At 40.5% G+C, this 26,013-nt stretch carries 24 protein-coding genes; 12 read left to right on the top strand and 12 right to left on the bottom strand.

Going from position 1 to position 26,013, the window contains the following annotated elements; all coding sequences use genetic code 11:
* The first annotated feature begins 243 nt into the window (after nucleotides 1-243).
* On the top strand, nucleotides 244-444 hold the full coding sequence (locus tag UYI_RS0130525) for a hypothetical protein (protein ID WP_016870485.1): 201 nt from the start codon (nucleotides 244-246) through the stop codon (nucleotides 442-444).
* A 506-nt stretch (nucleotides 445-950) separates the two neighbouring features.
* Here the strand turns inward: UYI_RS0130525 and pyrR are convergent.
* The 3 genes from pyrR to UYI_RS0130505 all read right to left on the bottom strand — a co-directional run bounded on the left by pyrR (nucleotide 951) and on the right by UYI_RS0130505 (nucleotide 3,095).
* Nucleotides 951-1,508, bottom strand: coding sequence for a bifunctional pyr operon transcriptional regulator/uracil phosphoribosyltransferase PyrR (pyrR, locus tag UYI_RS0130515; RefSeq protein WP_016870482.1), 558 nt, complete (start codon nucleotides 1,506-1,508; stop codon nucleotides 951-953).
* Nucleotides 1,509-1,615: 107 nt separating this feature from the next.
* A complete protein-coding gene (gene cbiB / locus UYI_RS0130510) occupies nucleotides 1,616-2,581 on the bottom strand; it encodes an adenosylcobinamide-phosphate synthase CbiB (protein WP_016870481.1) in 966 nt (321 codons plus the stop codon).
* A gap of 70 nt (nucleotides 2,582-2,651) precedes the next feature.
* On the bottom strand, nucleotides 2,652-3,095 hold the full coding sequence (locus UYI_RS0130505; protein ID WP_016870480.1) for an Rrf2 family transcriptional regulator: 444 nt from the start codon (nucleotides 3,093-3,095) through the stop codon (nucleotides 2,652-2,654).
* 398 nt (nucleotides 3,096-3,493) lie between these two features.
* On the opposite strand from UYI_RS0130505, the gene UYI_RS0130500 reads away from it, so the two are divergent.
* Nucleotides 3,494-3,907 carry an AbrB family transcriptional regulator gene (locus UYI_RS0130500; protein ID WP_016870479.1) on the top strand — a complete coding sequence of 138 codons (414 nt, stop codon included), beginning with the start codon at nucleotides 3,494-3,496 and terminating at the stop codon, nucleotides 3,905-3,907.
* 87 nt (nucleotides 3,908-3,994) lie between these two features.
* Here UYI_RS0130500 and UYI_RS0130495 read toward each other — a convergent pair whose 3' ends face one another.
* Nucleotides 3,995-5,899, bottom strand: coding sequence for a chloride channel protein (locus UYI_RS0130495; RefSeq protein WP_026086275.1), 1,905 nt, complete (start codon nucleotides 5,897-5,899; stop codon nucleotides 3,995-3,997).
* A gap of 457 nt (nucleotides 5,900-6,356) precedes the next feature.
* Between UYI_RS0130495 and UYI_RS35450 the strand changes: the two genes are divergently transcribed.
* Nucleotides 6,357-6,731: a hypothetical protein gene (locus UYI_RS35450; RefSeq protein ID WP_071588899.1), complete on the top strand. Its 375-nt coding sequence runs from the start codon at nucleotides 6,357-6,359 to the stop codon at nucleotides 6,729-6,731.
* A 211-nt stretch (nucleotides 6,732-6,942) separates the two neighbouring features.
* On the opposite strand, the gene UYI_RS0130485 is transcribed toward UYI_RS35450, so the two are convergent.
* Nucleotides 6,943-8,562, bottom strand: coding sequence for an ArnT family glycosyltransferase (locus UYI_RS0130485; RefSeq protein WP_016870476.1), 1,620 nt, complete (start codon nucleotides 8,560-8,562; stop codon nucleotides 6,943-6,945).
* A gap of 258 nt (nucleotides 8,563-8,820) precedes the next feature.
* On the opposite strand from UYI_RS0130485, the gene UYI_RS0130480 reads away from it, so the two are divergent.
* Both UYI_RS0130480 and UYI_RS0130475 read left to right on the top strand, forming a co-directional pair.
* Nucleotides 8,821-10,386, top strand: coding sequence for a hypothetical protein (locus tag UYI_RS0130480; RefSeq protein ID WP_016870475.1), 1,566 nt, complete (start codon nucleotides 8,821-8,823; stop codon nucleotides 10,384-10,386).
* A gap of 243 nt (nucleotides 10,387-10,629) precedes the next feature.
* Nucleotides 10,630-12,123, top strand: coding sequence for an ArnT family glycosyltransferase (locus UYI_RS0130475; RefSeq protein ID WP_026086274.1), 1,494 nt, complete (start codon nucleotides 10,630-10,632; stop codon nucleotides 12,121-12,123).
* Between the two features lie 227 nt (nucleotides 12,124-12,350).
* On the opposite strand, the gene UYI_RS0130470 is transcribed toward UYI_RS0130475, so the two are convergent.
* Nucleotides 12,351-14,357 (bottom strand): glycosyltransferase family 39 protein, encoded by a 2,007-nt coding sequence (locus UYI_RS0130470; protein WP_026086273.1) that lies wholly within the window; start codon nucleotides 14,355-14,357, stop codon nucleotides 12,351-12,353.
* 291 nt (nucleotides 14,358-14,648) lie between these two features.
* On the opposite strand from UYI_RS0130470, the gene UYI_RS38475 reads away from it, so the two are divergent.
* Nucleotides 14,649-15,176 carry a ribbon-helix-helix domain-containing protein gene (locus tag UYI_RS38475; RefSeq protein ID WP_016870472.1) on the top strand — a complete coding sequence of 176 codons (528 nt, stop codon included), beginning with the start codon at nucleotides 14,649-14,651 and terminating at the stop codon, nucleotides 15,174-15,176.
* 281 nt (nucleotides 15,177-15,457) lie between these two features.
* On the opposite strand, the gene gloA2 is transcribed toward UYI_RS38475, so the two are convergent.
* Both gloA2 and UYI_RS0130455 read right to left on the bottom strand, forming a co-directional pair.
* Nucleotides 15,458-15,844 carry an SMU1112c/YaeR family gloxylase I-like metalloprotein gene (gene gloA2, locus UYI_RS0130460; RefSeq protein ID WP_016870471.1) on the bottom strand — a complete coding sequence of 129 codons (387 nt, stop codon included), beginning with the start codon at nucleotides 15,842-15,844 and terminating at the stop codon, nucleotides 15,458-15,460.
* A gap of 85 nt (nucleotides 15,845-15,929) precedes the next feature.
* On the bottom strand, nucleotides 15,930-17,174 hold the full coding sequence (locus tag UYI_RS0130455; protein WP_016870470.1) for a vWA domain-containing protein: 1,245 nt from the start codon (nucleotides 17,172-17,174) through the stop codon (nucleotides 15,930-15,932).
* A 258-nt stretch (nucleotides 17,175-17,432) separates the two neighbouring features.
* On the opposite strand from UYI_RS0130455, the gene UYI_RS0130450 reads away from it, so the two are divergent.
* Nucleotides 17,433-18,113 carry an ATP-dependent Clp protease proteolytic subunit gene (locus tag UYI_RS0130450; RefSeq protein ID WP_016870469.1) on the top strand — a complete coding sequence of 227 codons (681 nt, stop codon included), beginning with the start codon at nucleotides 17,433-17,435 and terminating at the stop codon, nucleotides 18,111-18,113.
* Here the strand turns inward: UYI_RS0130450 and UYI_RS36095 are convergent.
* Nucleotides 18,110-18,346, bottom strand: a complete 237-nt coding sequence (locus tag UYI_RS36095; RefSeq protein WP_016870468.1) for a hypothetical protein — start codon at nucleotides 18,344-18,346, stop codon at nucleotides 18,110-18,112. The genes UYI_RS0130450 and UYI_RS36095 overlap by 4 nt on opposite strands.
* An 85-nt stretch (nucleotides 18,347-18,431) precedes the next feature.
* Between UYI_RS36095 and UYI_RS0130440 the strand changes: the two genes are divergently transcribed.
* On the top strand, nucleotides 18,432-19,034 hold the full coding sequence (locus UYI_RS0130440) for an ATP-dependent Clp protease proteolytic subunit (RefSeq protein WP_016870467.1): 603 nt from the start codon (nucleotides 18,432-18,434) through the stop codon (nucleotides 19,032-19,034).
* 116 nt (nucleotides 19,035-19,150) lie between these two features.
* On the opposite strand, the gene UYI_RS37855 is transcribed toward UYI_RS0130440, so the two are convergent.
* The gene (locus tag UYI_RS37855; RefSeq protein ID WP_162140434.1) at nucleotides 19,151-19,312 is read right to left on the bottom strand and encodes a hypothetical protein; all 162 of its coding nucleotides are present in this window, start codon (nucleotides 19,310-19,312) and stop codon (nucleotides 19,151-19,153) included.
* A gap of 46 nt (nucleotides 19,313-19,358) precedes the next feature.
* Between UYI_RS37855 and UYI_RS0130435 the strand changes: the two genes are divergently transcribed.
* Complete coding sequence (locus tag UYI_RS0130435) at nucleotides 19,359-19,958, top strand: J domain-containing protein (protein ID WP_016870466.1); 600 nt, start codon at nucleotides 19,359-19,361, stop codon at nucleotides 19,956-19,958.
* On the opposite strand, the gene rnc is transcribed toward UYI_RS0130435, so the two are convergent.
* The gene (rnc, locus tag UYI_RS0130430; protein WP_016870465.1) at nucleotides 19,950-20,639 is read right to left on the bottom strand and encodes a ribonuclease III; all 690 of its coding nucleotides are present in this window, start codon (nucleotides 20,637-20,639) and stop codon (nucleotides 19,950-19,952) included. The two genes, UYI_RS0130435 and rnc, sit on opposite strands and share 9 nt — an antisense overlap.
* A 106-nt stretch (nucleotides 20,640-20,745) precedes the next feature.
* Between rnc and UYI_RS0130425 the strand changes: the two genes are divergently transcribed.
* The 3 genes from UYI_RS0130425 to UYI_RS0130415 all read left to right on the top strand — a co-directional run bounded on the left by UYI_RS0130425 (nucleotide 20,746) and on the right by UYI_RS0130415 (nucleotide 24,367).
* On the top strand, nucleotides 20,746-21,315 hold the full coding sequence (locus UYI_RS0130425; protein WP_016870464.1) for a Uma2 family endonuclease: 570 nt from the start codon (nucleotides 20,746-20,748) through the stop codon (nucleotides 21,313-21,315).
* A gap of 357 nt (nucleotides 21,316-21,672) precedes the next feature.
* Nucleotides 21,673-22,149, top strand: a complete 477-nt coding sequence (locus tag UYI_RS0130420) for a hypothetical protein (protein ID WP_016870463.1) — start codon at nucleotides 21,673-21,675, stop codon at nucleotides 22,147-22,149.
* Between the two features lie 442 nt (nucleotides 22,150-22,591).
* The gene (locus UYI_RS0130415) at nucleotides 22,592-24,367 is read left to right on the top strand and encodes a protein kinase domain-containing protein (protein ID WP_016870462.1); all 1,776 of its coding nucleotides are present in this window, start codon (nucleotides 22,592-22,594) and stop codon (nucleotides 24,365-24,367) included.
* A gap of 273 nt (nucleotides 24,368-24,640) precedes the next feature.
* Here UYI_RS0130415 and psbC read toward each other — a convergent pair whose 3' ends face one another.
* Nucleotides 24,641-25,999, bottom strand: a complete 1,359-nt coding sequence (psbC, locus tag UYI_RS0130410) for a photosystem II reaction center protein CP43 (protein WP_026086272.1) — start codon at nucleotides 25,997-25,999, stop codon at nucleotides 24,641-24,643.
* Nucleotides 26,000-26,013 lie beyond the last annotated feature (14 nt).

Genomic DNA, 26,013 nt, shown 5'->3' with positions numbered 1-26,013 from the left:
TTTTTTCTCATTAACCAATACTTAGTGGAGTGGGCAAAGATTCACCACTCCAGCCATACCAATAAAGGGCTATGAAGATGAAACAACAGTAATAAAAATTTTTTCTTTTGCCCTTAGCAGTCATTAAAATATGAATTTTTATTAAAATGTATCATTCCGTAACTTATTATACAGATTTTTACTGCTATCTTATTAATAGGGATAAACAAATCAATCAAATAAAACAACAGGGAGGACTCTGGTATGTCTACCCAAGACAAAGCTCGTGCTTTAATGGTGCGTCATTATCAGCTGATCAAAAATCGGCAACAATCGATGCTAGAACGTGCAGGGGAAGAATTGGGTCTTCCTGGAGAAATGTCTCACTACTGGAACCCGACTCAAGGGAAAATAGACCCCAATGCTCGCATAACCTATGACCGCAGTAATGCTGCGATGAGTTAAATAATTGTTGGTAGTTGATGGGTAGAGACGCGAGGAACATCGCGTCTCTACATTTAGTAACCTGAGTTCGGGTTAAGAACTTTAAGATCAAAGCCATTCCATCTGAAGATACAGCTGGCGAATAAGGGGTCAGACCCCCCAAGAGTGAAGAAACAGAGGAAACAGGTAACAAACAGCAAGTAAGATGAAAAAGGTACCCGGTCGAGGGGTATCTTTTTTAGCAAGAGAAACTGTGACCAAAGTACAAGCAAGTGTACCTGGAGAGTCAGCAAATGATTAAAGAAAATAATTTGCTAGTTAAGCACAATGAAAACGTAATCTAGCAAAAGAACTAGTGCGAGTGTGAACTGGAGCCAGATGATTTGACCAAGCAAAAAACCGACTTAGATTGATTGCACAAGCACTAGCAATATGTTGTAAATGAGTTTTAGCGAGTCCAAAATAGCGCGTGCGTCGTAAATCAAATCTGCCCACACCTTGGGAACGGGGATCTTAATTTTTATAAACTAATCTGCAATCAGTTCAACTGCATCTGTTCCATCTATATCTTGTAAATAAACCTTGACAATTTCTTCTTTGGCCGTGGGTAGCTGTTTACCGACAAAATCTGGATGTATTGGAACCTCGCGATGGCCTCTATCTACCAGTACAGCTAGACGAATTACTTCTGGTCTACCATACTCGTTTACAGCATTTAAAGCAGCACGAACTGTTCTTCCTTTAAAGATCACATCATCTACAAGTACGACAATTTTATCTGTTAAATCAAAAGATATCTCGGTCTTTGCAGGAGTCCGCAGCCCTATCTGGTCGAGGTCGTCGCGATAAAATGTTATATCTAAGGCTCCTACCGGCACAGATACACCTTCAAGTGCTTCAATTTGACGTGCTAGTAGTTGTGCTAAGGGTACTCCTCTGGTATAAATACCAAGCAGCACTAACTGGGATAAATCGCGCGTCTTTTCCACAATTTGAGAAGCAAGGCGATTTACGGTACGACGGAGTTCCTCAGATGAGAGAATCTCAACCACTTTAGCTTTGGTAGAAACGGTAGAAATTGTCATATACCAGTATCCCCCGAGCAAATTTTATACTAAAAAACTGAGTCATCAGGAATCGTAGGAAATGAGAAGCAATCAAGCTACCAATTCCCTATTCCCTATTTTCATGATTACCTTTTTATGGCAAATAACAACAGAGTCATTACCCCTAACCATAACAAAAAGCAATATCGAGTTATTTGCAACGCTTGCTCAATACTAGCCGGGGTGATTGGATGAGTAGCTTCTCCCAACAAAGGTTTATGTTTAGCCACGCCGCGATACCAATTAGTTCCTCCTAGCTGTACACCTAAGGTAGCAGCATAAGCACACTCACTCCAACCAGAATTGGGACTGGGATCATTAGGTGCATCGCGCTGACAAATGTGGATGACATGCAAAGGTTTACCCGACAGCAGTGCTATGGTGATGACTGTTAATCGACAAGGAATCCAAGTGAAACCATCTTCTAAGCGCGCACTAAACCAGCCCAAATAGGTATAGGGTGCTTGTGGATAACCTACCATTGAATCAAGTGTACTGCTAGCTTTATATGCCAAAGCTAAGGGAACTGGGCCAATCAATGGCAAAAATGCACCAACTATTGCATAAAAAAGAGGAGCTGTGACTCCATCAATTGCATTTTCTGTGACTGTTTCCAGAACTGCTCGTAAAATTTCTAATTCTGTGAGATTTTCCGTATCTCGACCAACATAGTTACTCAGGGTACAACGAGCATCCTGGATTTTTCCTAATGTTAAAGGTTGTAAAACTGTTTGGGCTGCGACTCGCAAACTTTTAGCAGCAAAACAACTAGCTAAGAGAATGATTTCTATGGCAATTCCCAACAACGGGTGTAGGGATTTAGTAGTTTGTATTATCAAATAGCCAAAAATCCCGCTACCAATGACCAAGAAAATACCTAATAATATTCCTGCTAAACGTTGTGTGAGAGGATTGTAACAATATGTTAAAGCAAATTTGCTGAAGCAAGAAATTATCCACCCCATTACTCGCACAGGATGAGGCCATCCCCAAGGATCGCCAATGATATAGTCTAAATAAGCTGCAAGGATTAAAACAATCACAGAATTCATTTGTCATTTGTTATGTTGTATGTTGTTTTGTGTTACAACCAACAACCAACAACCAACGAATAACTAATGACTAAATAATAAAACTGGCTTCTTCTCCAAGGGAGGCTTGCCAACTGCGAGCATCGTAATAAAGGTCTGCCAAAGTAATACTGTACAATGCTTCTTTCAATTTTTGGTGCAGCCTTTGCCAAAGAGTAAATGTTACCCAATCTTCTGTTTGTCCTGGGGAAGCTTGATGATGAGGTAAAGGTTCTATTGTTTCACCAACTGCTTCTAATATTTCGCCTAAAGATATTTGTGCTGGTTTCCTTGCTAGTTGGTATCCGCCGATGCTACCACGAATAGATTTTACTAACCCAGCACGACGCATTTCTATTAGCAGTTTTTCTAGGTAAGGAGCAGGGATATCTTGACGAGAGGCGATCGCTTTAGTGGAAACAGGCCCATAATTCGCTTGTAAACTCAAATCTAGCAAAGCTTTGACACTGTAATGTCCTTTGGTAGTTAGTTTCATTCTCGTAAAGTTTTTATTTGTTGTTTGTTGTTTGGTGTTTCAATCAACCACCAACAACCAATAACTAAGGATCAGTTTTACTTATCGTTCTGTGTGCCAATTATCAAACAAGTGTAAGTAGACTACTTTTTTAGCTATGCTTTAGGAAACTTAAACAAATATAGATTACAGTGTAGCAGTCTTTCATAAACTAGAGATATTTATCAGCTTCAGCCATATTCTTTAAATTAGATTGCATAGTAAATATTAATAGACCTGCAAAAATTTGCTGATTTGTGTAATATACTTTGCGGTAGCTGATATAAAAATAAAAGGATTGTGTTATCACTTCCTCAAGGTCAGCTAAAATAAAATCGATTCAACTCACTCAATCGTTCGTTCATTTTCGCTCTAAGTTGATGGCTAAACAGAAAAAAATTGAACCCCTAACCGGCGAAGAGTTGCTCAAGAAAGTCAAAGAACTAGAAAATCTGAGCAAAGAAGAAAAAGCTAAACAGTGTGGCTACTATACTGTGACAAAAAATGGTATAGAGCGCGTCAACATGATGAAATTCTTGAATGCTCTAATTGATGCCGAAGGCATTCAGTTAGATAGCGCACCTAGCGCAAATGGCCGTGGAGGACGCAGTGCTAGCTACAGAATTAGTGTGCAGTCTAACGGCAATTTGTTAATTGGTTCTGCTTACACCAAACAGATGAATCTCAAACCCGGAGATGAGTTTATCATTACTTTGGGTAAAAAGCACATTCGTCTGAGACAGATAGACTCAGATGAAAGAGAAGAGGCCGAAGTTCTAGAAGCAACAGCATAATATAGTTAATGGTCAAGTGTCCAGAGTCCATAGTCAATAGTCATAGTCAATAGTATTGACCATTGACTATTGACCATTGACTAATAACTAATGACTAGCGACCACATCTGTTGTTGTTACCAATGGTAGATAGTGGCAGAGAGCTTTACGGGTGACTGCCACATTACAAGTTAAAGCAATTTGTTCCCGTTCTAGTAATCCTAAAATTTGTTCGGGGTTATCTGACGCTACTACTGGTAACTGATGCAAGCCGCGAAGAGACATGCGATCCAAGGCTTCAGATAAGGGTTCATCTTGATGAGCATAGAGAATATCAGTGGTACAAATATCAATTAGGGTTTGATTGGATAGATCGCCTTGATTTGCAGTTGATGAATCTGGGTAAGTTTGCCAAGCAGAAAGGGTACGGTTGATATCTTCTAAAGAGAGGATACCAACTAATTGCCCTAATTCATTTACTACTAAAGCACTGCGGGTGCGATCGCGTGTCATTTCTAAAGCTGCCTCGATCACTGTCATGGTTGCTGGCAGTTTTTTCGGACAAGGATGCATAGCTTCTTGGACAAGAATTTGCTGTAAAATTTCTGCTTGTTCGTCTTTCAATTCCGAAAGACCTATTTGTTGAAGATTGGAGTTGGAGTTTGAATTGGGCCTTATCCGCTCCACTAGCCAAACACTTAAACCGACAGCTGCCATTAACGGTAACACAATGCGGTAATCCCGCGTTAATTCAAATAATAATAAAATTGCCGTTAATGGCGCTCTCACACTAGCAGCAAGTACGGCAGCCATTCCTACCGTTGCATAAGCAGGGGGTGCTGCCATAAAACCACTCATTGCAGGCGCTACATTTGCCAAAATTTTTGCATAGGCAGAACCTAAAGAAGCACCCAAAAACATTGCGGGTGCAAATACACCACCAACAAAACCACTGCCAACACTAATTGCTGTTATAACCAATTTTACTACCAACAGCAAAATTAACAGCTGCAATGAAAACTCTACATCTTGTAGCATTGCTTCTACTGTTTCATAACCAATACCTAAAATTTGCGGTAAATATAAAGCGCAAATACCAATAATAAGTCCACCAATAATAGGATGAATAGGTAATGGTATTTTTCCTAAACTAGAAAAACCAGGAACTTTACCTGCAAAGCAAGCTTTTGCGAGGCGAATTAATTGCGTATAAATTAAAGACACCAAACTTGCCCATAAACCCAAGCCAAGATAGAGTGGTAACTCTAATGGACTACGGACTTGGTAAACAGGTAAGGCAAAAGCGGGTTGTCCTCCCAAACCAATATGAGCAATTAACGCTGCGACTACTGCTGCTAGTAGCACTACACTTACCGCAGAAGTCGCAAATGATGTTGCTCCCAATACTACTTCTAATGCAAAAAAAACACCTGCGATCGGAGCATTAAATCCAGCTGCTAAACCAGCAGCTGCACCAGCACCTAATAATAGACGCTGACGTTCTTGTGATACTTGTAAAACCACAGACAGCAGCATCCCAAAATTGGCGCCAATTTCTACACTAGGCCCTTCTGGCCCCAAAGAAGCACCACTTCCCAAGGAGACAGCTGCTGCTAACATTTTGGTGACTGGCCGCAGCTGTCGTTTGATTTCTCCCTTTTGAGAAGCAGCAATCAATGATGAAAGTCCGGGGCCAAAGTCTTGGGTTCGCCAGCGCATTAAACCAACAATTAGTCCACCTAAAATAGGAACGCAAGCTAAAGTCCAAGCACCCCAAACACCGATCACACTCATTAAATTTTCCAGCATCAAATGATGGATCAGCTGGATTAAATAATGAAATGTCACCACACCCATACCACTACCACTGCCAATAAGCAAGGCTAGAAGTAACACAACTGTTTCTGGAGATGGTTGAAAACGATTAACTAAATAGGTTAAACGGAAGGAAGGGAAACCAAAGGTAGGTTTTTCAGTCACCTTCCTGAGTTCTGTCGGAGGCAGGAGAGTCATTGAGTGAGGAGTAAATCTAATAAAAAATTTAAATTTTTATGTCTTACTTTTCATTGTGAGTGATCATTTAGCAACCAGACAAGTCAGGAGATAGGGTAAAGGAAAAAGGTTATACCAATTTTGGATTTTGGATCGGGAGTCTTTGCCAAAAGGCTAGATCCGAAAGATCAAATAATACTAACTATCCCTATTTGGTTAAAGGTACAAATAATGACTTTTACCGTTCCCCCTTCACCTTTACCCTACTACTGGAAAAAGTCAATTTGGGCAAAGTATCTATATATCTTTGCGAAATTTACAAAGCTTTGGTTAAAAATTTTCTAGTGTGCGACATTTATGTGGCGATAATGCTTAAATGAGAGAGAATTATGGTCGGGGAAATCTACACGCATTTTCAGCAGGAATTCAATATAGCTATTGTTATGAAGCCAGTAAGTGGACTAAGCGGACGAGGTAGATGAATACACACACTTTTGATAATCATTATTTAACTTGCCCCATTTGCCAGAATTCTACGCCCATACCAGTAAAAAGTTATGTTGGATTGTTTAGCTGCCCGTATTGTCACCAAAGGCTAGTTGTTTGTAAAAGCGGCCACTATGTCCGTGATCCGTTCACCTTAAGACAGATGATGATTTCTTCGACATTACGCCGTCAAAGCCGACCTCTAGCCAGGATCATCCGAGATTTCTTCGTTGTCAAAAGTCCTTTGCTAGCTGTGGTTGTAGGAAGCGCTATTGTTTTTGGTATAATTTCTATGTATCAGCAAAATCGTAACAGCGACATCTCGTCACCAAAGATAGAAATAGAGGAGGGAAGAAAATCCCAGTGAGTAATGCTCCTGGGATGGATATCCTCTTCCACAGTTTTCAGTATTAGTATATCAAAAAATATACTTGATGATTGTTGGTAGTTGGTTGTTAATTGTTGTTTGGAACAACCCTACTCTACCTTGAAGCCTATGAACGCGTCTACGTGACAGGAACCGCCTTTGGTAGTGGGCTTGACTCACCAACAACCAACAACGAACAACCAACAACTAACTATTTAATATCTTTTGTCACCAGTTTCCACCCTTCTGCTTGGCCTATAACCTTGAGTGAATCAAGTTGAAGAGCATAAAAAGCCGATTTGTCAAGTAATAAATAAGGTTGTTTTTGATTTTGCCAATAATCTTGCAGTTGTTTAAAAGAAGCAGGAACAATATTACGATCGCTATAAAAATTCAATGAGGGACGGTGTTCAGGGTTAGATGTATAAATTTTTGCGCCGGATGGTGTTGCTTCGCGGATCATGTTGGCCACTGGTTGAACTGGATAACGTTCTGCCAATTCCCAAACCCAGTAATTAGATTTCATAAATAAGAATAGCGAAACATAAGACCCCCAAAACAAAACTTTGAGAAATTGGCGATCGCCTCTTTCTGCCAAAATCGCTGCTAGGGCCATTGTCATTGCTACGGCTGCAAAAATTAGCTGTAACTGTAATTCGGATTTTGCTGTTGGTACGAAACTGAAATAAATACTACCAGCAGTTGCTACCAAAGCCAGCAAGGTTAAAGTTACTACCCAAAATCGTGGGTAAGATGATAGCACAGGTAAATCTTCAATTTCCCCTAGTTTCGCTCCGATTACCAAGGCAAGGCTAGGATAAATAGGAAATACATACCAGGGAAGTTTTGTTTCCATCAGAGAAATAGTAACTAAATAAACTCCCATCCATACCAACACAAGTTTTGCCCAACTGAGGTTACGGTTTTCTGTGGCTAAATGCAAACTGGATGGTAAAAAAATTAACCACGGCCAAGTATATTTAAGAATTTCCAATAGATAATACCAGGGTGGGCCGGAATGGCCTTCAACAGATGACCAAATGCGATTGAGAGATTGGCTGAACATACCAACATTGGTAAAGGTGCGACCATACTCCCACCATTGAGCTACATACCAAAAAGCCACGGGTATACTACCTATGAGCATTCCTACCCACATATAACCACTAGTCAGCAGTCGTGGTGTATCCCAAAACAGAAATGCGACTGCGACAGCAGCTAACAGTAGGCCTAACATACCCTTGGTAAGGCAGATTAAGCCGAAAGCGATGCCGACACCAAGGCAATAACGTAAATTGCGCCGCGATCGCAACACGCACAACATCATCAATATAAAAAAACATACCACTGCCCCATCCAACATGGCTAAGCGCCCGTGACGCACCACTGGCAGCATTGTTAAGTAAACTAGAGCGCTGTAAACAGCGCAAGAACGTTGACGAAATATTTCTCTACCTACACAATACAGCAATGGTACTGATATTGCTGTTAAAATTGATCCTGGTAAGCGGGCTGTCCACTCGTTCACACCACCCAAGGAGTAAGCCCCAGCAATCAACAAATGCATTAACGGTGGTTTGTTGTGGTATGGTTCACCTCCTAAGGTTGGGTAAAGCCAAGCCATTGAACCAGCAGGGGCGTACAAAATCTCTTTGGCAACCTGTGCCACAGTTCCTTCATCCCAGTCTCGTAGCGGTAATCCGCCTAGATTTATGGTAAAAAGTAATACAGCTGCTACCAGCAGCACTATTATCCATGTCCAATCAATCCATTTGTTTAGCGATCGATATTCCTTTTCCAGACGACCCCAAGTAAAGCTTCCTTCTTGCATATTCTAGGATAATAATTTGGCTTGCTGGTTCGATGAAAAAAAGACGTTCGTGCATCTTCATGTGTTGCCATTTTGCAACAAATAGAGTCTGAAGTTCCTCCTTGTTTTTAAATTAACTCAATTTTTGCTAATTAATCATAATATTTTTTGACAACTTTTCTGACGTTACTCTTAAATTGATTTCAAGAGCATTTATGGAAGAATTGACACGAAAAATACTAACTATAAATCTTGATTTGGTTATCGTGGAGAAAATAAATGAATCTACCTTTTATTTTAGATGTAGTAATTGGTTTAATTTTTATTTACTTAATGTTGAGTTTATTAGCTTCAGAAATACAAGAATTAATTGCTACTGTGTTTCAATGGCGTGCTGAACACTTAAAAAAATCAATAGAAATTTTATTAGCTGGTGATGTTGATAGTGCAGAAGAAGCTCACGTCATCCAACTCGCAAATAGAATTTATGATAACCCCTTAGTTAAAAATATTAATCAAGAAGCAAAAGGATTATTTGTCACCATACCTCGTAAGATTACTTGGGCAATTGGTTCACTTTATCGGATGGTGAAAAAACCTAGACCAGGGACAGATAAAAGCACAAGTATTTTTGGAGGTAAAAAACATACCGGGCCTTCTTATATACCTGCTGATGTTTTTGCGACAACTCTTGTGGAGACTCTACAAATACCAGCGTTAGTGCAAAAATTAACAGAATCAAGGCTGAAAAAATTTAAAGAAGAAAGATTAGCTGAAATCGAAGAAATTATTATCAAATTACAAGAACAAACAAGTGGTGACGAAAGCCTCGCCAGTTTTTTCAGTAATATTTACAAGGAATTTGCGGAACTCCGTTCAGAATTTGAAAAAACTTGTTGGAACTTTCACCAAAAAAAAGCTAGCTTGCAAACAAGCCTGAATCGTATGGCGGAAAGTTTTGATAGATATATAGAATCTTTTCAAGCAGAGATGCCTGAGAATGAATTATGTGGTAAAGCTTTACGAAGACTAAAGTTTTGGAAAAAAGATATTTTTGATGATATCGAACAAGCAATATTACTCGGAGGATTACAACCAAATATTAATGAAGTTGTCCAAACAATTGACCAAAGTAGCGATATATATAAAGAAATCAAAGCCGCAATCCAGGATCAAGACAGCGAAACGCACCAGGGAGTTAAGAAGGCATTCCAGACAATTGAAACTACAGCCATTGAAAATTTACCACCGTCTGTAGTTCAAAATCTTGCCGTTTTAGCAAAGCGCGCTCAAGCAAGAGTTAAAACTACAGAAGAAGGAATGAATGCACTGCGCTTAGAAATTGAAAATACATTTGATAGTTCCATGGAAAGAGCTTCTGGAGTATATAAACGCAATGCGAAAGGAGCAGCGATTTTAATAGGTTTAGCGATCGCTATCACTGCAAATGCAGATGCAATTCATATGATAAGCAGATTATCGAAAGATTCTGCTCTCCGGGATACTATTACCAATAGTGCTGGAGAAATAGTACTACGGAATAGTACAGTTGATTTAGATCAACTTAGGCAAGAAGCAGACGAAGTTTTAACAAATATTTCTTTACCAATTGGTTGGAGTGATGCGAATTTAGAACAGCAAATTAAATGGACGCGACAATCAAAAACTACTTTCCCTTATCTCAAAATATTAGCTTTGATTCCTGGCTGGTTACTTAGTGGGATTGCTATTGCCATGGGTGCGCCATTTTGGTTTGATTTACTGAGTAAAATTGTGAATGTGCGTAATGCAGGTAAACGTCCTGATAGTTATGCAAGAAATGTAGATGAGAAGGAAGAAGAATAGGGAAGTTAAGTTTTTTAATTTGTAGTTTTTTTAAACGCGGAGGAGCGCGGAGTAAGCGCAGAGGTACGTAGAGGAGTTGCTTTGTAGAGAGTTTGATAGGATTTTAGTTGGATTATTTATACTACCCCGGTTTGAAAGCTGGGGTTTTTTTGTAATCCCAAAAGTATATCAACGGCTTGTAAAAGGGTTATCTTGTCCGCCATAATAATGCAAGTTAAATTTTTAAATTTTGGACTTACCAAAATGAAAAAAATAAGCAACATTCTTCCTGTGGTGTGTTTAATATTTGTGAGTTTATGGTTGAGGTTGATTAATTTAGGCTACTCGAATTATCAAGGTGATGAAATTAAAGCACTATATAGACCGAAAGTAGGGCAAAATATGATTGGTTTTTTACTCAATCAAAGAAAGGGACCAATTCAATTTTTTATTACATATATTATGAGTATTTTTAATCCTGAGTATGATAATGAGTTTCTACTTAGGCTACCTTTTGCCATAGCGGGTATATTGGCTATTTATTTTTTTTACAAGTTTATCAAACTAGAATTTAATAAGAAAATAGCTCTTTATTCATCTTTATTTATTGCAATTAATGGATTATTTGTAGCTTTGACAAGAATTGTTCAGTATCAATCATTTGTAATCTTATTTTCTGTGTTGACTTTATATCTAATCAGTTTGTCCACAAAGTTTACAAGATGGAGAATTTATGGTTTGTATTTAGGTATGTTTTGCTGGGGAATTTCTATTCTTGCACACTACGATGGTATATTTATTACACCATTTGTAATTTACTTAATTTACAGATGGTATCTTGACTGTGAGCCTTCCCATAAAAATAAGCAACTCCTGTATTTACTTTTAGCAGGGACTATTTTTTTAGTATCAATATCTATATTTTATCTACCCTTCTTTTTCTCCTTATCAGAATCTACTAAGGCTTACTGGTTGGAAAGAATAAGTAAGCAGTCGGTAAGTTCTACTCGAACATTTATGACTTATAATCCGTTGTTTATTATATATGTATATGCTGTTTTAGGTTTATTAGGTCTATTTAAAATTAAAGAAAATTTTTCAGTAGTATTGTGGTTCTTGTTTCCTCTTTTAGCTCTGGAGACTTTAGTTAGTAATCCTGGTACACACATCTATACCTATATTTTGCCTTTCTCTGTTTTAACGGCTTTTGGTTTGGAAGTTTTTCAAAGTTTCATCTTTAATAAATTTCCTGCAAAATATCAATATATTCAGAGTTTTTGCTTAACTTTGTTATATGTGCCGTCCTTTTTACTATCTCATGTATTATTTATAGATAACAAGAAAGAATATCCTTGGGAAAATAAAAGGGTCTTATTTTTAGAACTAAAAAGACAAAGTAGACAAAGTTTATTTGGATTTCCCTATTATAGACATTGGGAAAAAGTAGGCTCATTTTTAGAAAATACGGGCAGAAATGGTTACTTTATTACTAATGAAAAGAAAAGTATTACACGATATTATATACCGACAAATTATAAAAATATAGAATTACATCCATATGATGACAAAGTTCCCGGTGATATTTACATAATATTTATACAAAATCCTCAAAGTGGTAACAAAAAAATATTAGATAAAGACCAAAGTTTTTGGGAGGAACGATATCGACCTGTAAAATCTTTTTCTAATTATGGAAGAGTTGTCACGACAATTTATCGCTTATCATCTGCTGATTGGCAAAAAATAGTCACTCAATAGTAGTGGTTAGTAGTTAGTGGTTAGTAGGGGCGAAGCATTTGTATGAGTATCTTTACTGAAAACTAAATATCTTGGTACAAATGCACGCGGCCTACAGTGGTTAGTAGTTGTTCACTACTCCTCATACTCCACCCTACCCTACGGGAACGCCTGACGGCGAACGGGAAGCCGCGCAAAGCGCGTTACACACCTCCCCATCACCCTATCACCCCATCACCCCATCCGCATCACTTCACCACTTCAACTTCACCAATCACTTGTCCCTTTTTGAAGGAGAATCCCTCTACCTCTAACTGATAGCGTTGTGGTGATGTACTGGGAGAAATTTTCAGCTTGTGGACATCTCGTAGTATTGTACCTGGAGTGATATTTTCTGGAAACACGTACCCATCTATTAGGGGTGTGCTGGAAAAGTTGGAAATATGATTTTGGCGATCGCGCAAACTGATTTTAATAGAAATATCTCCTGGCAATGGTGCAAGAAATTCCCAATAGAATGTGACAATCAATTCATCATTGGTAGATATCTTAGTTTGATTTAAGTCGTAACCTAACAAGCGTACTTGTTCGCCAAAAGACAAAGATAAGGGAAATTGGATGCGCTTTACATCTTCAGCTAAAGCTAATGGTCCAGGATAAACCCATGCGTAATCTATATTTTGCAGCCGTACGGTATATAAAGGTTGCTGCTTGGCAAAGTAAGCCAACATCTTGGGTTCTGGCAATTGACGTTGCAATTGATTCTTGTAGAATACTACTCGATTAGCCTGTGTCCAAGGTTGAACACCAGATGGAATCCGCTTATCTACTGGTAAAACTTGACCGTAGAAGTAACTAGAAAAATAGCGACTATACCAACTTGCTACTTTGATTTCCTTTACATTGGGAGACTGGTTTAACCATTGGGCAGCTTGTTCTAAACCCTCTCCTTGACCAATCATAAATATATTTTGGGCTGCTACTGCACCCCCAAACAAAGGATTGTAGTAAGTCAAGTAGTAGGGATGATAGGGGAAAAGTAAGACAAGTTGCAACGCAAAGATGATCAAATAACCCCACTGCAAACTCTTCTCCCTTAAGGGAAAGAGTTTGTTTAGCCAACGTGTCACCCCAGCAATGATTTCCAACCAACCAACCGCGGCAAGTATCGCCAACATTGGCAAACAAAGATTGATATAACGGTCGATTTTGTTGTCACTGGCTGACAATATCAGTATCACCCAGATAGCGATTAAGGCGATCGCTACGATCGCAGGCATATTTTTTTGCCGACATCGTAGCTTGGGTATCAGCAATACTAGACTTGTAGCCACCAAACCAACTTGTAATATTGGTGAGAGACGATATACCAGCACTAGGGGATAAAATAGAATTCCTGGGGAGTGGGTAAGTTGTCCTAAGAAAAACAGAAATCCCCGATCTGACTCTTGCAAAACACCATCACGTATCCTGTCAAGAACATATCCAGGTGAAACCCACATTGCGGGAAAAATCAGGATAAATGTAACTAAAATTGTCGCCAGCCAAAGTCGAAAACCTCGCAACTGCTGTTTCCAGCCTCTTGAAGGAAAAGTATCTTGCCAAACTCCTAACTCAATCAATCCGATAATAATTGCAATCGCAGGTAATAAAAACAATGCCGTGATTTTTGCCGCCGTTGCTAGTCCTAGAAATACCCCCGAAGCTAAAATAAATTTGCGTCCCCTATCTTTTTGCAAATAAAGTAGAAATAACAGCACAGCCAAAATAGCAAAATCAGCCTGTAACGCATCAGTAGTAATAAAACGCTGATATGCCAAAAAGAATGGTTCTAATAACAAAAGAATAATTGTGCAGAAAGCGATCGCTTGCCCTAATAACCGCTTTATGAGTAAATATATACACACCATACAAGCAGAAGTAACCACTGCCTGCACCAAACGGGGAATAATATATAAATTGATCGGAAATTGTTCTAAATTCAGACAAGCCCCAATATCTGGTGGTAAATCTACACCCAGAAAACCAGGAAAAAATTTGTTTAGCCAACAATTCGCCAACATCCCACTACCAGTTAGCCACATATTAGGAACCCCTGGATGGTGCTTGAGAATTGTATGAGTTAAATCTCCCTCAAACAAACGTTTGATAAACTGACTACCACGATAAATCCATAATCCCTCATCAGTATTGAGAGAAGCGGTAATTGCTAAAGTACGTGACACCAGTGAGATTAGGAAGATGACAAGTGACATTAGTTAGTGGTTAGTGGTTAGTGGTTAGTGGTTGTAGAGACGTGCCATGGCACGTCTGTACAGTTGTTAGTGGTTACATATACTGACGTATAAATATTTAGCTATTTTTCAACCCAACGGCAATCGCTGTATTCCTTCTCTGTTCCCTGTTAAGAGTTCCCTTTCCTAAATAGATAATTTATTTTGCATGACTACTTATATGTACCACTAACCGCTACCTACGTTAGATTAACTGCTTTGATAGTTTAAAGCTATAGTAGAAATCATAAAAGATATCCATTGGATAGCCAAATGAAAAGAGTAAAGCAATATAGAATTAGACTCACAGAAGAAGAAGATGAATTATTAAAACAAGTAGCTAGAGAAACAGGTCTGAGTGTAGCTGATGTCATTCGACTAGGGATTAAGTATCAAATTAGAGATTTAGAGTATAAAAGACTTACAAAACTCCGAGAAGACTCAGGCTTTCTCAAAAACTGGGAACAGTACTTTGGTCAATCCATTATTCAGGAATTTGGCAGCAGATGGCAAACAGCTTTGCAAACAGCTTATCTGCAAACTTTGATGGAATACAAAGACTCTATTTGTTACATAGATGAGAAATTTGAGATTATTTCTAGTATTACCGAAGTTGAAAAAAGTAGCGATACTACTCCCATCGTTGAAGAAACATCCCCTGAAAGCATATCCGAACAGAAAGTAAAAGAAGATATTTGTCAGTCTTTGGCAAAATATTTAGGGGGTGAGTGGAATGGTGATGAGGGAATAGTGCAGATATTTCTCAATGGTCTCAAAGCTGACCTGCTATATAGAGAATAAAATGACGCGATCGCATCGAATCAAACTATGTTCCCAATGCAATCAACCCGCATCAGTTCTTTATCGTGTCAAACATGAACAAGACGGTGAATGGGTATTTGTTTGTCCTCAATGTTGGTTTTCTGTGAGTGAAAATAACCCATTTTATGTTTATGGTGGGACGTGGAAGGCTAATAAAAAGCGGTAGTAGAGGTTTGTAATTTAGTCCAAAAGAGGATAAAAAAACGAACACAGATGGACACAGATTAACACAGATGAATATTGATAAAATTACTATATTTCTAAAGTTCATATATCTCTAAAGGTAAAGCATCAGGGTCTTGAAAAAAAGTAAATTTCTTCCCTGTAATCTCATCAATTCTAATCTCTTCAACCTCAACACCCTTAGCTTTTAACTCACTGACAACTTCCTCAATATTCTCCACTTGAAAAGCTAAATGTCTTAAACCACAAGCCTCCGGCTGACTAACTCTTTGCGGAGGATTCGGAAAAGAAAATAACTCAATTTGATCATTCTCCCCCACCCGTAAATCTAACTTATAAGAATTCCTCTCCCTCCTAAAACTCTCATTAACAATAGAAAAACCTAAAACTTCCGTATAAAACCTCTTAGAACATTCATAATCAGAACAAATAATCGCCACATGATGAAACCCTCTACTCTTCATCCTCTTCTCTGGTGCGTCCTCTGCGTCTGGTGCGGTTCATTTTTTATCATATAGGGTAGGCAAAAAAGCCCACCCCCATAAACAACTAATCCTGCAAAACCGTCTTCGAGACAATCCTAGTTTTCTTGCGATCGCTTTCCGATAACTCTTCCCCAGATTGCAACCTCGTCGCAGAAGTTTGTAACACCGTCGCTGCACCCACATCTCCCATTTGCAAAGCCGTTTTAGCAGCAGTTTGCAACATCGTTGCAGCCCCAGCGCGATCGCCTTGTTGTAATTTTGCCTCAGCCAACTGTGTTTGCCGATACTTAGCTAATGCCAAAATATGCTGTTGTACCTCTGGATTTGCTTCACCTTGATAAGCTGGAATCACATTCACCTCCACAGGCATATTTTCTGAGAGTAACCCAGTCTGATTTTGTGCCGGATCATCATAGCGTACTTGCACACGAGCAATTACATATTTACCAGCAGGGAACTGTCCCAAATACATATTGGCTAAAACCACTCTTTCTGTGTCCTTCATCAAATCTCCCAGACGCACAGCAAAACGCCCATCAGCTTCTTGTTGTACTGGTAATTCAATCGTATCTGGAGACACTTGGGCCACAGGTTTAAGTTCTGCTAGCCGCACTTTTGGCATGAAAGAAAATAGCAAATAAGCATTAGTTAATGCCACAGCTTGCACTCGATTAAAAAGGCGGGCAAACTCATCTACAGCCTGTTCTGGTCGTTGAATATAAGATAAAGTTCCACCACCAGCATCGGCAATTTTTTCAAGAATATCTTGGTTCCAATTGTCACCAAATCCCAAAGTATTCAAAGTTAAATTGTAGCCTGCGGCTAACTGAGCAAATTTCAAACAACGTTTGTTGTCCCCATGTTCATTTTCACCATCTGTTAATAAAAAGGCTTGAGAAACAGTTTCTTTTTTGCCCTTTGCTAGTTCCTCAATACCCAAACGTAATCCTTCATCGATCGCAGTACCACCATCAGCAGCAAGGCGATTTATTTTCTGTTTAATAGCCTCCCGATCACTAACAATTTGATTAGGTACTAATACTTTAGCGCGGTGATCAAAAACAACCACACTCAGGCGATCGCCCTCCTTAAGGCGATCAACAATTTGGTTAGCCGCTTTCTTGACAGTTTCTAGCGGTCGCCCACTCATTGAACCACTATGATCAAGGATTAGGCATAAATTCAGTGGTACATTACGATCACTAACTTCTGCGATCGCAGACAGCGAAATTGCCAACTGACGTTGGCTGTTCATTTGATTGGCATCCAAATTGCCATCATTTAGCGTCGGCAGCAAACTAACCTTCATAACCTCAGGTTTCCATCCAGGATATACATATTTATAAATAACTTCAGGGGACAATATCCCCTCTACGGAAAAGATATTTAGCAAAATAGTTATTTGTTAGTGGTTGGTAGTTGGTGGTTATTCCAAACAACAACCAACTACCAACAAACAACAATAAGGACTAATGACTAACCTAGCGAGAAATCCACACCTCCAACAACACTAGCATCGCGTTAGGATGTATTACAGTTAACGGCATTATTTCAAGCAACAGTTCCTATGGACGTTTCTCCCATCAAGGCTGTGCAAGCCCCCTACTACGGCGATAACTTCTACCGCACGCCGCCACCAGATTTGCCCTCTTTATTATTAAAGGAGCGAATTGTCTACCTGGGAACTCCCCTATTTGCAGAGGTGACAAAACTCATCATTGCTGAACTGCTGTATTTGCAGTCCGATGATCCAGACAAACCAATCAAAATTTACATAAACTCTACGGGTACTTCTGATGGGAGTTCTGGTCAAATGGGGCGGCTATTTGGTTTTGAAACCGAAGCTTTCGCCATCTATGACACGATGAAGTACATTAAGCCCCCTATCCATACTATCTGTATCGGGAAAGCAGTAGGTATGGCTGCGGTACTTCTGAGTGCTGGTACTAAGGGTTGTCGTGCTAGTTTGGCCCATTCCAGCATTGTCTTGCACCAGCCCAGAAGCTTTGCCCAAGGACAAGCAACGGATATTCAGATCCAAGCCAAAGAGGTACTCAACAATAAAACGGCGATGGTAGACATCCTCTCACGTAATACGGGACAACCCAAAGAAAAAATCGTGAAGGATATGGATCGTCACTTTTACATGACTCCCCAGCAAGCTGTGGAATACGGTTTGATAGACCGAGTTTTTGAAAAAGCCGACGAAGTCGCCAACACCCCAGCAACCACTGCTGGAATTCTCTAAATAGTTGTTTGTTGATTGTTGTTTGTTGATTGTTGTTTGTTGATTGTTGTTTGTTGATTGTTGTTTGTTGATTGTTGTTTGTTGATTGTTGTTTGTTGTTTGAAAAAACCAATAACTAGCACCCAACAACCACCAACTACGAACAAACAACCACCAACAACTAAATAGTTGATTGTTGATTGTTGTTTGAAAAAACCAATAACTAGCACCCAACAACCACCAACTACGAACAAACAACAAAATTGGTTGTTTGTTCTTCCCAATCAACCACCAACCACCAACAACTAACCAAATTAATATTGACAAACGGAGTAAAATATGCCAATAGGCTATCCAAGTGTTCCCTACAGATTGCCGGGGGAACAATTCACCCAATGGATTCACATTTACAGTCGTCTTGCCCGCGATCGCATCATTTTTCTCGGCGAAGAAATTGATGATAAACTCGCCAACGAGATTATCGCCATCATGTTATATCTCGATTCCGAAGATCCAGGCAAAGATATTTATTTATATATAAATTCTCCTGGTGGTGCGATTGACTCTGGATTGGCAGTTTACGACACTATGCAACACATCAAATCTGATGTGGTGACTATTTGCGTAGGTTTAGCTGCTTCCATGGGTTCTTTTCTCTTAGCGGGTGGTACAAAAGGCAAACGCCTAGCTTTACCTCACTCCCGGATCATGATTCACCAACCCTTGCTTCCCGGTGGTATGCGTGGACAGGCAAGTGATATTGAAATTGAAGCTAGAGAAATTCTGCGTATCCGCCAGCAGATGAACCAAATTTACGCCCAAAATACTGGTCAACCGCTAGAGAGAATTGAAAAAGACTCCGAAAGAGACTTTTTCATGTCTGCTGCGGAAGCAAAAGAATATGGCTTAATTGACAAAGTGATTGAGGAACGACCGAATTAGAGATCGGGGATTCGGTGATCGGGAACTAGGGACAAGGAGGACAAGGAGGACAAGGAGAATTAGTTACTATATTATTCTCCTCACACTCCCCCCACCTCCCCATCTCCCCACTGCCCCTAATCCCCAACGCCAGGTGCTTTATGCCGGGAAACCCGTCCACCGCACTGGCTCCTCCGTGTCGGTCGTGGGGTCCGGTGAGTTCCCCATCTCCCCACCTCCCCACCTCCCCGTTCCCTAAAAATGGCAATTTGGTCTTTATGATTGGGTACTTCAAGCATTAAGCTATATGCTGATAGCTGATACTAATGCTTCTTGTAGATCACGATGGATCTTGGAGATTGCTACCGTTTGTTAGGTTTAAGGTCGGGTGCTTCCTTTGCTGACATTAAAGCGTCTTATCGACGATTGGCGCAGCAGTATCATCCCGATATCAACCCAGATGACAACAAAGCCAAAGATAAGTTTATTGCCTTGACTGAGGCATACAGGTTGCTATTGCAGGTGGTAGATCCACAGGAAATAGCCCCCCACCAAACTCAGACAGCAACTGTAACTCGCCCAGAACCTACTGTTACAGAAAAGCCGAAAACAACACCGAAAACCAAACCGACGCCACAACCGCCTCAAGTGTCGGAAATAGAACAGCAATTGAAGTGGCAAACTTACGAACAATTGCAAATATTTTTGAAACAAAGAAGGTTTCCGCAAGCGATCGCCTTAGCGGAAGCTTTAGCAGCACGTTTACCTGAAGACGCAGAAGTACGTCAATGGCAAGCGATCGCTTATCAAATTTGGGGAAGGGTGTTAATCAAAGAAAATCAACCACTTAAAGCCAAAATATATTTGAAAAAAGCCTTGAAAACAGACCCCCACAACAAAGCTTTGTGGAATGAGGTGCAGCGTGACTTTCAAAAATTAGAGTAGATTTTCTGAAGTTTCCTTCACCTTCACCAAAGCATCTTCAGCAGCAGCCTTCTCTGCATCTTTTTTGCTGCGTCCCCTACCTACTCCATAAACTTTTTCACCCACAAATACCCTAGCAACAAACTCAGGCGCGTGCGAAGAACCCCCTACCTGTTCTGTGACATACTTAGGTGGAGTAGGGGTAATATTCCGTTGCACCCATTCTTGAAAGCGATTTTTTGAGTCTACATTGGCACGAATTTCAACAATATTATCTGGTACAGCATCAAACAGTGGTTCCACAACTGCCCGAATCGCCTCGATGTCAGAATTATTATCTAAATAGTAAGCACCAACCACCGCTTCAAAGGTACTACTGAGTAAATTCGGATTTTGAAAACCGCCATCAAGAATCGCACCTTTACCTAACCGCATTCGTAAATCTAAACCTACCTCAATTGCAAACTTAGCTAGTTGCTTCTCATCTACCAACGCTGATCGCCGCCTAGTTAATTCATCTTCTCCTTTTTCAGGGTAACGGCGATAGAGATACTGGCCACTGAGGAAATTGAGTAAAGCATCACCAAGAAATTCCAAACGTTCGTTGTGTTCGCCTTCAGTTGGGTTTTCATGGACATAGGAACGATGTGTCAGCGCCTGGCGTAGAAGTTTTTCATCACGGAAGATTAAAAGTTTGTGCATCTCGGGCAATTTCTCTTTCATGCCATTATTATCGAAAAATTTCAATATCAATATTGTTTTAGAAAAGTTAGCTTAAAATGTAACGCTATTGAAAAGGAGAGCCGTTATGAACCAGACAGCAAGCGATCGCGTGCGCTGGACTACCACAGACATAGACCTCCTACCTGAAAACGAGGGTACGCGCTATGAGATTATAGACGGAGAATTATTCATGACCAGAGCGCCCCACTGGAAACATCAACGTACTTGCTTAAATATCACTTTAGAACTTGAGGTTTGGTCACGAGCAAGTGGTTTGGGACAAGCAACTATTACTCCTGGTGTGCTGTTTTCGGAAACTGATAATGTCATCCCGGATGTGGTTTGGGCGAGTCATGAACGTTTAGCGGTTTTGCTGGATGAAGCGGGACATTTGACAGGCGCACCGGATTTAGTGGTAGAAGTGTTATCCCCTGGTGTGGAAAATGAACGCCGGGATAGAGAAGCGAAACTCAAACTTTATGCTTCGCGGGGAGTCAAGGAATATTGGATTGCAGATTGGCGATTGCAACAAGTTGAGGTTTATCGGCGGGAAAATGCAAGGTTAACATTAATTGCAACGCTGCTGGATAATGATGAATTGAGTTCACCATTGTTGCCTGGTTTTAGTTGTGCTGTAAGCCGATTTTTTGTGTAATTAATTTTTACTCAACTGTTAATAAAAACCCAGCTTTAGATTTGGATTCAGCAAGTAAGTGTTATATTTTTCAGTAATTTAACTCTTAATAATTGCCTGAATGAACTGAGGTATATTCTACTCAAATGCAAAGTGGTAGCAAAGTGGTATGGTGCGTTATGGACATTCATCCTAACGCACCAGGAATCTAGGATGGTGCGTTGCGCTACGCGACAACACATCCTACTACTACAAAATTTTTAATACAGTTGTGCGATCGCTCTACTTCTGTGGGAACCATAACAACAGATGACTCTTTTGCACCTGGGCGTAGCAAACTAGTCATTTCTCCAGTACCATCACCACAGAAAATTGAGTATGGCTTATCAAAATGTTACTGCTACCCTTTCAGAAGCGGATATCCAAGAAATCAAAGCAGCACTACAAACAATTCAACAAAAGTTACCTTTTTTGATTACCTTGAGTAACGAAGAAAGACGCAAGTTAGTCAAAATGGGTGATAAAAGTCTGGCTTTTGTCAACAATAGTCTCACTGCTGCTCAGTCCAACCGCGACATTCTACCACCGAGTTTTGATTTAGAAGAATTTGTCCGGGATTATCAATTAGCCAATTCTCTCACAGAAGTTTTACTCAGACTGCGCCAACTAACAGAACAAGTCGATGATACCCTTTTGGCAGTTGGTAGCGAAGCCATGAGCAGCAGTTTAACGGTTTATGATTATGTCAAAACAGCTGCGAAAAAGACTCCTGGATTAAAAACCCTGGCTGAACAGTTAGGCGAACGCTTCAAAGCAATTAAAAACAAATCCGTTAAAGCTAATTCTGTCTCGTAAGCAGAAAATAGACTCGTTGATGAGTATTATGATCTCATCAATGAGTCTTGGCAACTGATGAGCGAGGAGCAAAACCTGGTTGATGAGTCTTTGCATGTCGTGATTGAGTCTTTAAGTCTCATATGCGAGTATTAATAACTTTGTAAATGAGTATTTTTAGCTTGTGCGTGAGTATCAGAACTTCGTTAATGAGTATTTTTAGCTCGTGTATGAGTATCAGAACTTCGTTAATGAAAATAAGATCCCCGATTTCTCTAAGAAATCGGGGATCTGGGTATATATAGATAGTAGCTATAACCCTATCTGGAGATTAGGAGAGGGTTTTTTATGAGTACTGAATAATTCGGTAGACTCGACATCAGACAAGTTTCACACTTGGAAGCATAATGGAAAATAGCGCTTTACGTTGTTCTTAATTTGACAGCAAAAGGATGTCAAACAGATGCTGCTCAATAACCGCTATCAAGTTCTTAAGACTTTGGGAAGCGGTGGATTTGGTGAGACTTTCTTAGCGGAAGATACTCAAATGCCCTCCCACCGCTGTTGTGTAATTAAACAACTCAAACCCATTCAGAATAACCCCCAGATTTACCAACTCGTACAGGAGCGGTTTCAACGGGAAGCAGCTATTTTGGAAGACTTGGGTGGTTCTACTGACCAGATTCCCACATTGTATGCTTATTTTCAATTAGATAGTCAATTTTACTTAGTTCAAGAGTGGATTGAAGGTGACACGTTAACGTCGAAGATAAAACAGCAGGGCTTATTTAGTGAAGGTGCTGTCCGGGATATATTAGTACATTTGTTACCAGTTTTAGAGTACGTACATTCCCGGCAGATTGTTCACCGCGATATCAAACCGGACAATATTATTTTGCGTCATCGCGATCACAAACCTGTACTAATAGATTTTGGTGCAGTACGGGAATCGATGGGAACGGTGTTGAATTCTCACGGTAGTCCCACTAGTTCGATTGTGATTGGTACACCGGGTTATATGCCTAGTGAACAAGCAGCAGGTAGACCAGTTTATTCTAGTGATTTATATAGTTTAGGCGTAACGGCTATTTACTTGCTCACTGGTAGACAACCCCAAGAACTAGAAACAGATCCACGCACCGGGGAAATCATTTGGCACAATCACGCTGTGAATGTTAGCCCCACACTGAAGAATGTAATTGATCAAGCAATACAGTATCATCCCCGCGATCGCTTTGCTAGTGCCAAAGAAATGCTAGATGGCTTACAGGGTGTAGTAAGTCCAATTCCGCCAACAGTACCTGTCCTGACTCAACCACCGACGTCGTCTCCACCACCTCCCACTATCAGTTTAGATACACCACCCAACCATAAAAGTACTAGTCGCAATAGTATCTTCATGGCAAGTGCGATCGCAGGCGGTTTAATTGGTGGATCTGTGATTATTGGTTTGGCTTTAACGAAGTCTTCTCAACCGTCTTTGGAACAGCCAGTAGTAAGTTCACAGACTCCGCAAACCTCCAAATCTCAAGTTGCAGAAGAAAATAAAGCTTCTTTATCACCTTCTAGTTCATCTATAAATAAAACCCCTCAACTTCAAAAAGAGTCAAATCCTACCCCTGTTCCCAGTTCTTTTTATTTCTTAGCAGATTCTGCTTACCCAAATTCACAAACTGCTGCTAAGCAAGTCCAAGCTTTACAAACAGCAGGTTATCCCCAAGCGGGAATGTTTTGGATACCAGAATATCCAAATTTGTCAGGACAAGAATTATTTGAAGTTTACGTAGGCAAGTTTAGCGATCGCAACAGTTGCATCAACCTATTGAAAACTTACGGACAGGACAACTCCCAAGCCTATTGTGCTTTCGCCAGTCAAGATACAAATACATCACCAGACAGGTTGTATTTCAAGGATATTTCTACTCCATCAACACCATCAGTTGCTAGTACCACTGTCAAAGATTATGCCTGGCTTTCTCAAAGACTCGTAACAGACTCAGATTTAGATGCAAAAGATGGATTTGAGTTGGATATTATGCGAAATTCTATTTTTGCACGTCACGGTCGGCGTTTTGACACTCCCGGCTTGCAAAAATATTTTGATAGTCAGCCTTGGTATCGTCCCACATATTCACCACAGGAATTTCCTGCTAACTTACTATCAGAAATAGAGCAGCAGAATGTTGAGTATATTGCAAAATATCAAGATCGTTATCAGCGCAGATATTTTAAGAAATAGTTATTAGTGTAGGACTTACGCGAGATGTGACCGAAAACCTTATTCTTGCGTAGCGGTAATTCATGAATTACCGCAAATGCGCGTTATGTTTTGCGTAAGCCCTGTAGTCGTTCATGAACTTGTAGTACACACCACCTATTAAAATTAGGATTCCTTCTGCCCTCTGCCTTCTGCCCTCTGCCTTATTTTCAGAGTAGTGTAAATAACGAAAAAGCTCCTGCTTTGACACAGGAGCCTGTTAGCTATTGATTGTCAGTGATGAAACTTTAAAACCTAGTCGAGGTCTTTCATGAACAATACTGGTTCAGTTTCACGGTCAATACCTTTCTCGAAACCACCAGCAGCAGCACGAGCGCGACCAGCGTGCCACAAGTGACCTACTAGGAAGAAGAAAGCTAATACGAAGTGAGAAGTTGCCAACCAAGCGCGGGGGTTGACGTAATTGAAGGAGTTAGGCTCGGTAATAACTCCACCCACGGAGTTAATAGAACCATTAGGAGCGTGGGTCATGTACTCAGACGCACGACGAATTTGCCAAGGCTGTACGTCGTTCTTGATCTTGTCGAGATCCAAACCATTAGGTCCACGCAGAGGCTCTAACCAAGGGCCACGGAAATCCCAGAAGCGCATGGTTTCACCACCAAAGATGATTTCACCAGAAGGAGAGCGCATCAGGTATTTACCAAGACCGGTAGGACCTTGAGCGGATGCAACGTTAGCACCAAGTTTTTGGTCACGAACCAAGAAGATGAAAGATTGAGCTTGAGAAGCTTCAGCGTTGGTTGGGCCGTAGAACTCGCTAGGATAAGCGGTGTTGTTGAACCAAACAAAGCAAGAAGCAATAAAGCCCATCAGGGACAAAGCGCCCAAGCTGTAGGAAAGATAAGCTTCACCAGACCAAATGAAAGCGCGGCGTGCCCAACCAAAAGGCTTGGTGAGAATGTGGAAAATACCACCGAAAATACAGATTAAACCAACCCAGATGTGACCGCCGATGATGTCTTCCATATTGTCAACACCAACAATCCAGCCGTCGCCACCGAAGGGAGATTTAAGCAGATAACCAAAGATCACAGCTGGGTTTAATGTGGGGTTGGTAATCACACGCACATCACCACCACCAGGCGCCCAAGTGTCATAGACACCACCAAAGAACATTGCCTTCAGCACCAACAAAAAGGCGCCAATTCCCAAAATGATCAGGTGGAAGCCGATGATGTTGGTCATCTTGTTCTTGTCTTTCCAGTCGTAGCCAAAGAAAGAGGAGTACTCTTCTAAGACTTCTGGACCACGGATTGCGTGGTAAATTCCACCAAAACCCAGGACGGCGGAGGAGATCAGGTGTAGTACACCGATGACAAAGTAGGGATAGGTGTCTACAACTTCACCACCAGCACCAACTCCCCATCCCAAAGTTGCCAAGTGGGGTAGTAGGATTAAGCCTTGTTCGTACAAGGGCTTTTCGGGAACAAAATGAGCGACCTCAAATAAGGTCATTGCACCAGCCCAAAAGACGATCAAACCGGAGTGGGCAACGTGCGCGCCCAGTAGTTTACCGGAGAGGTTAATGAGACGGGCGTTACCAGCCCACCAGGCAAATCCGGTGGAATCTTGGTCACGTCCGGCCCCCAAAACGCCAGGTCTAG

Source organism: Fischerella muscicola PCC 7414 (genome assembly GCF_000317205.1).
Lineage (GTDB): Bacteria > Cyanobacteriota > Cyanobacteriia > Cyanobacteriales > Nostocaceae > Fischerella > Fischerella muscicola.
Note: the sequence above shows the minus strand (reverse complement) of the source record. Positions and strands in the feature narration are given on the sequence as shown.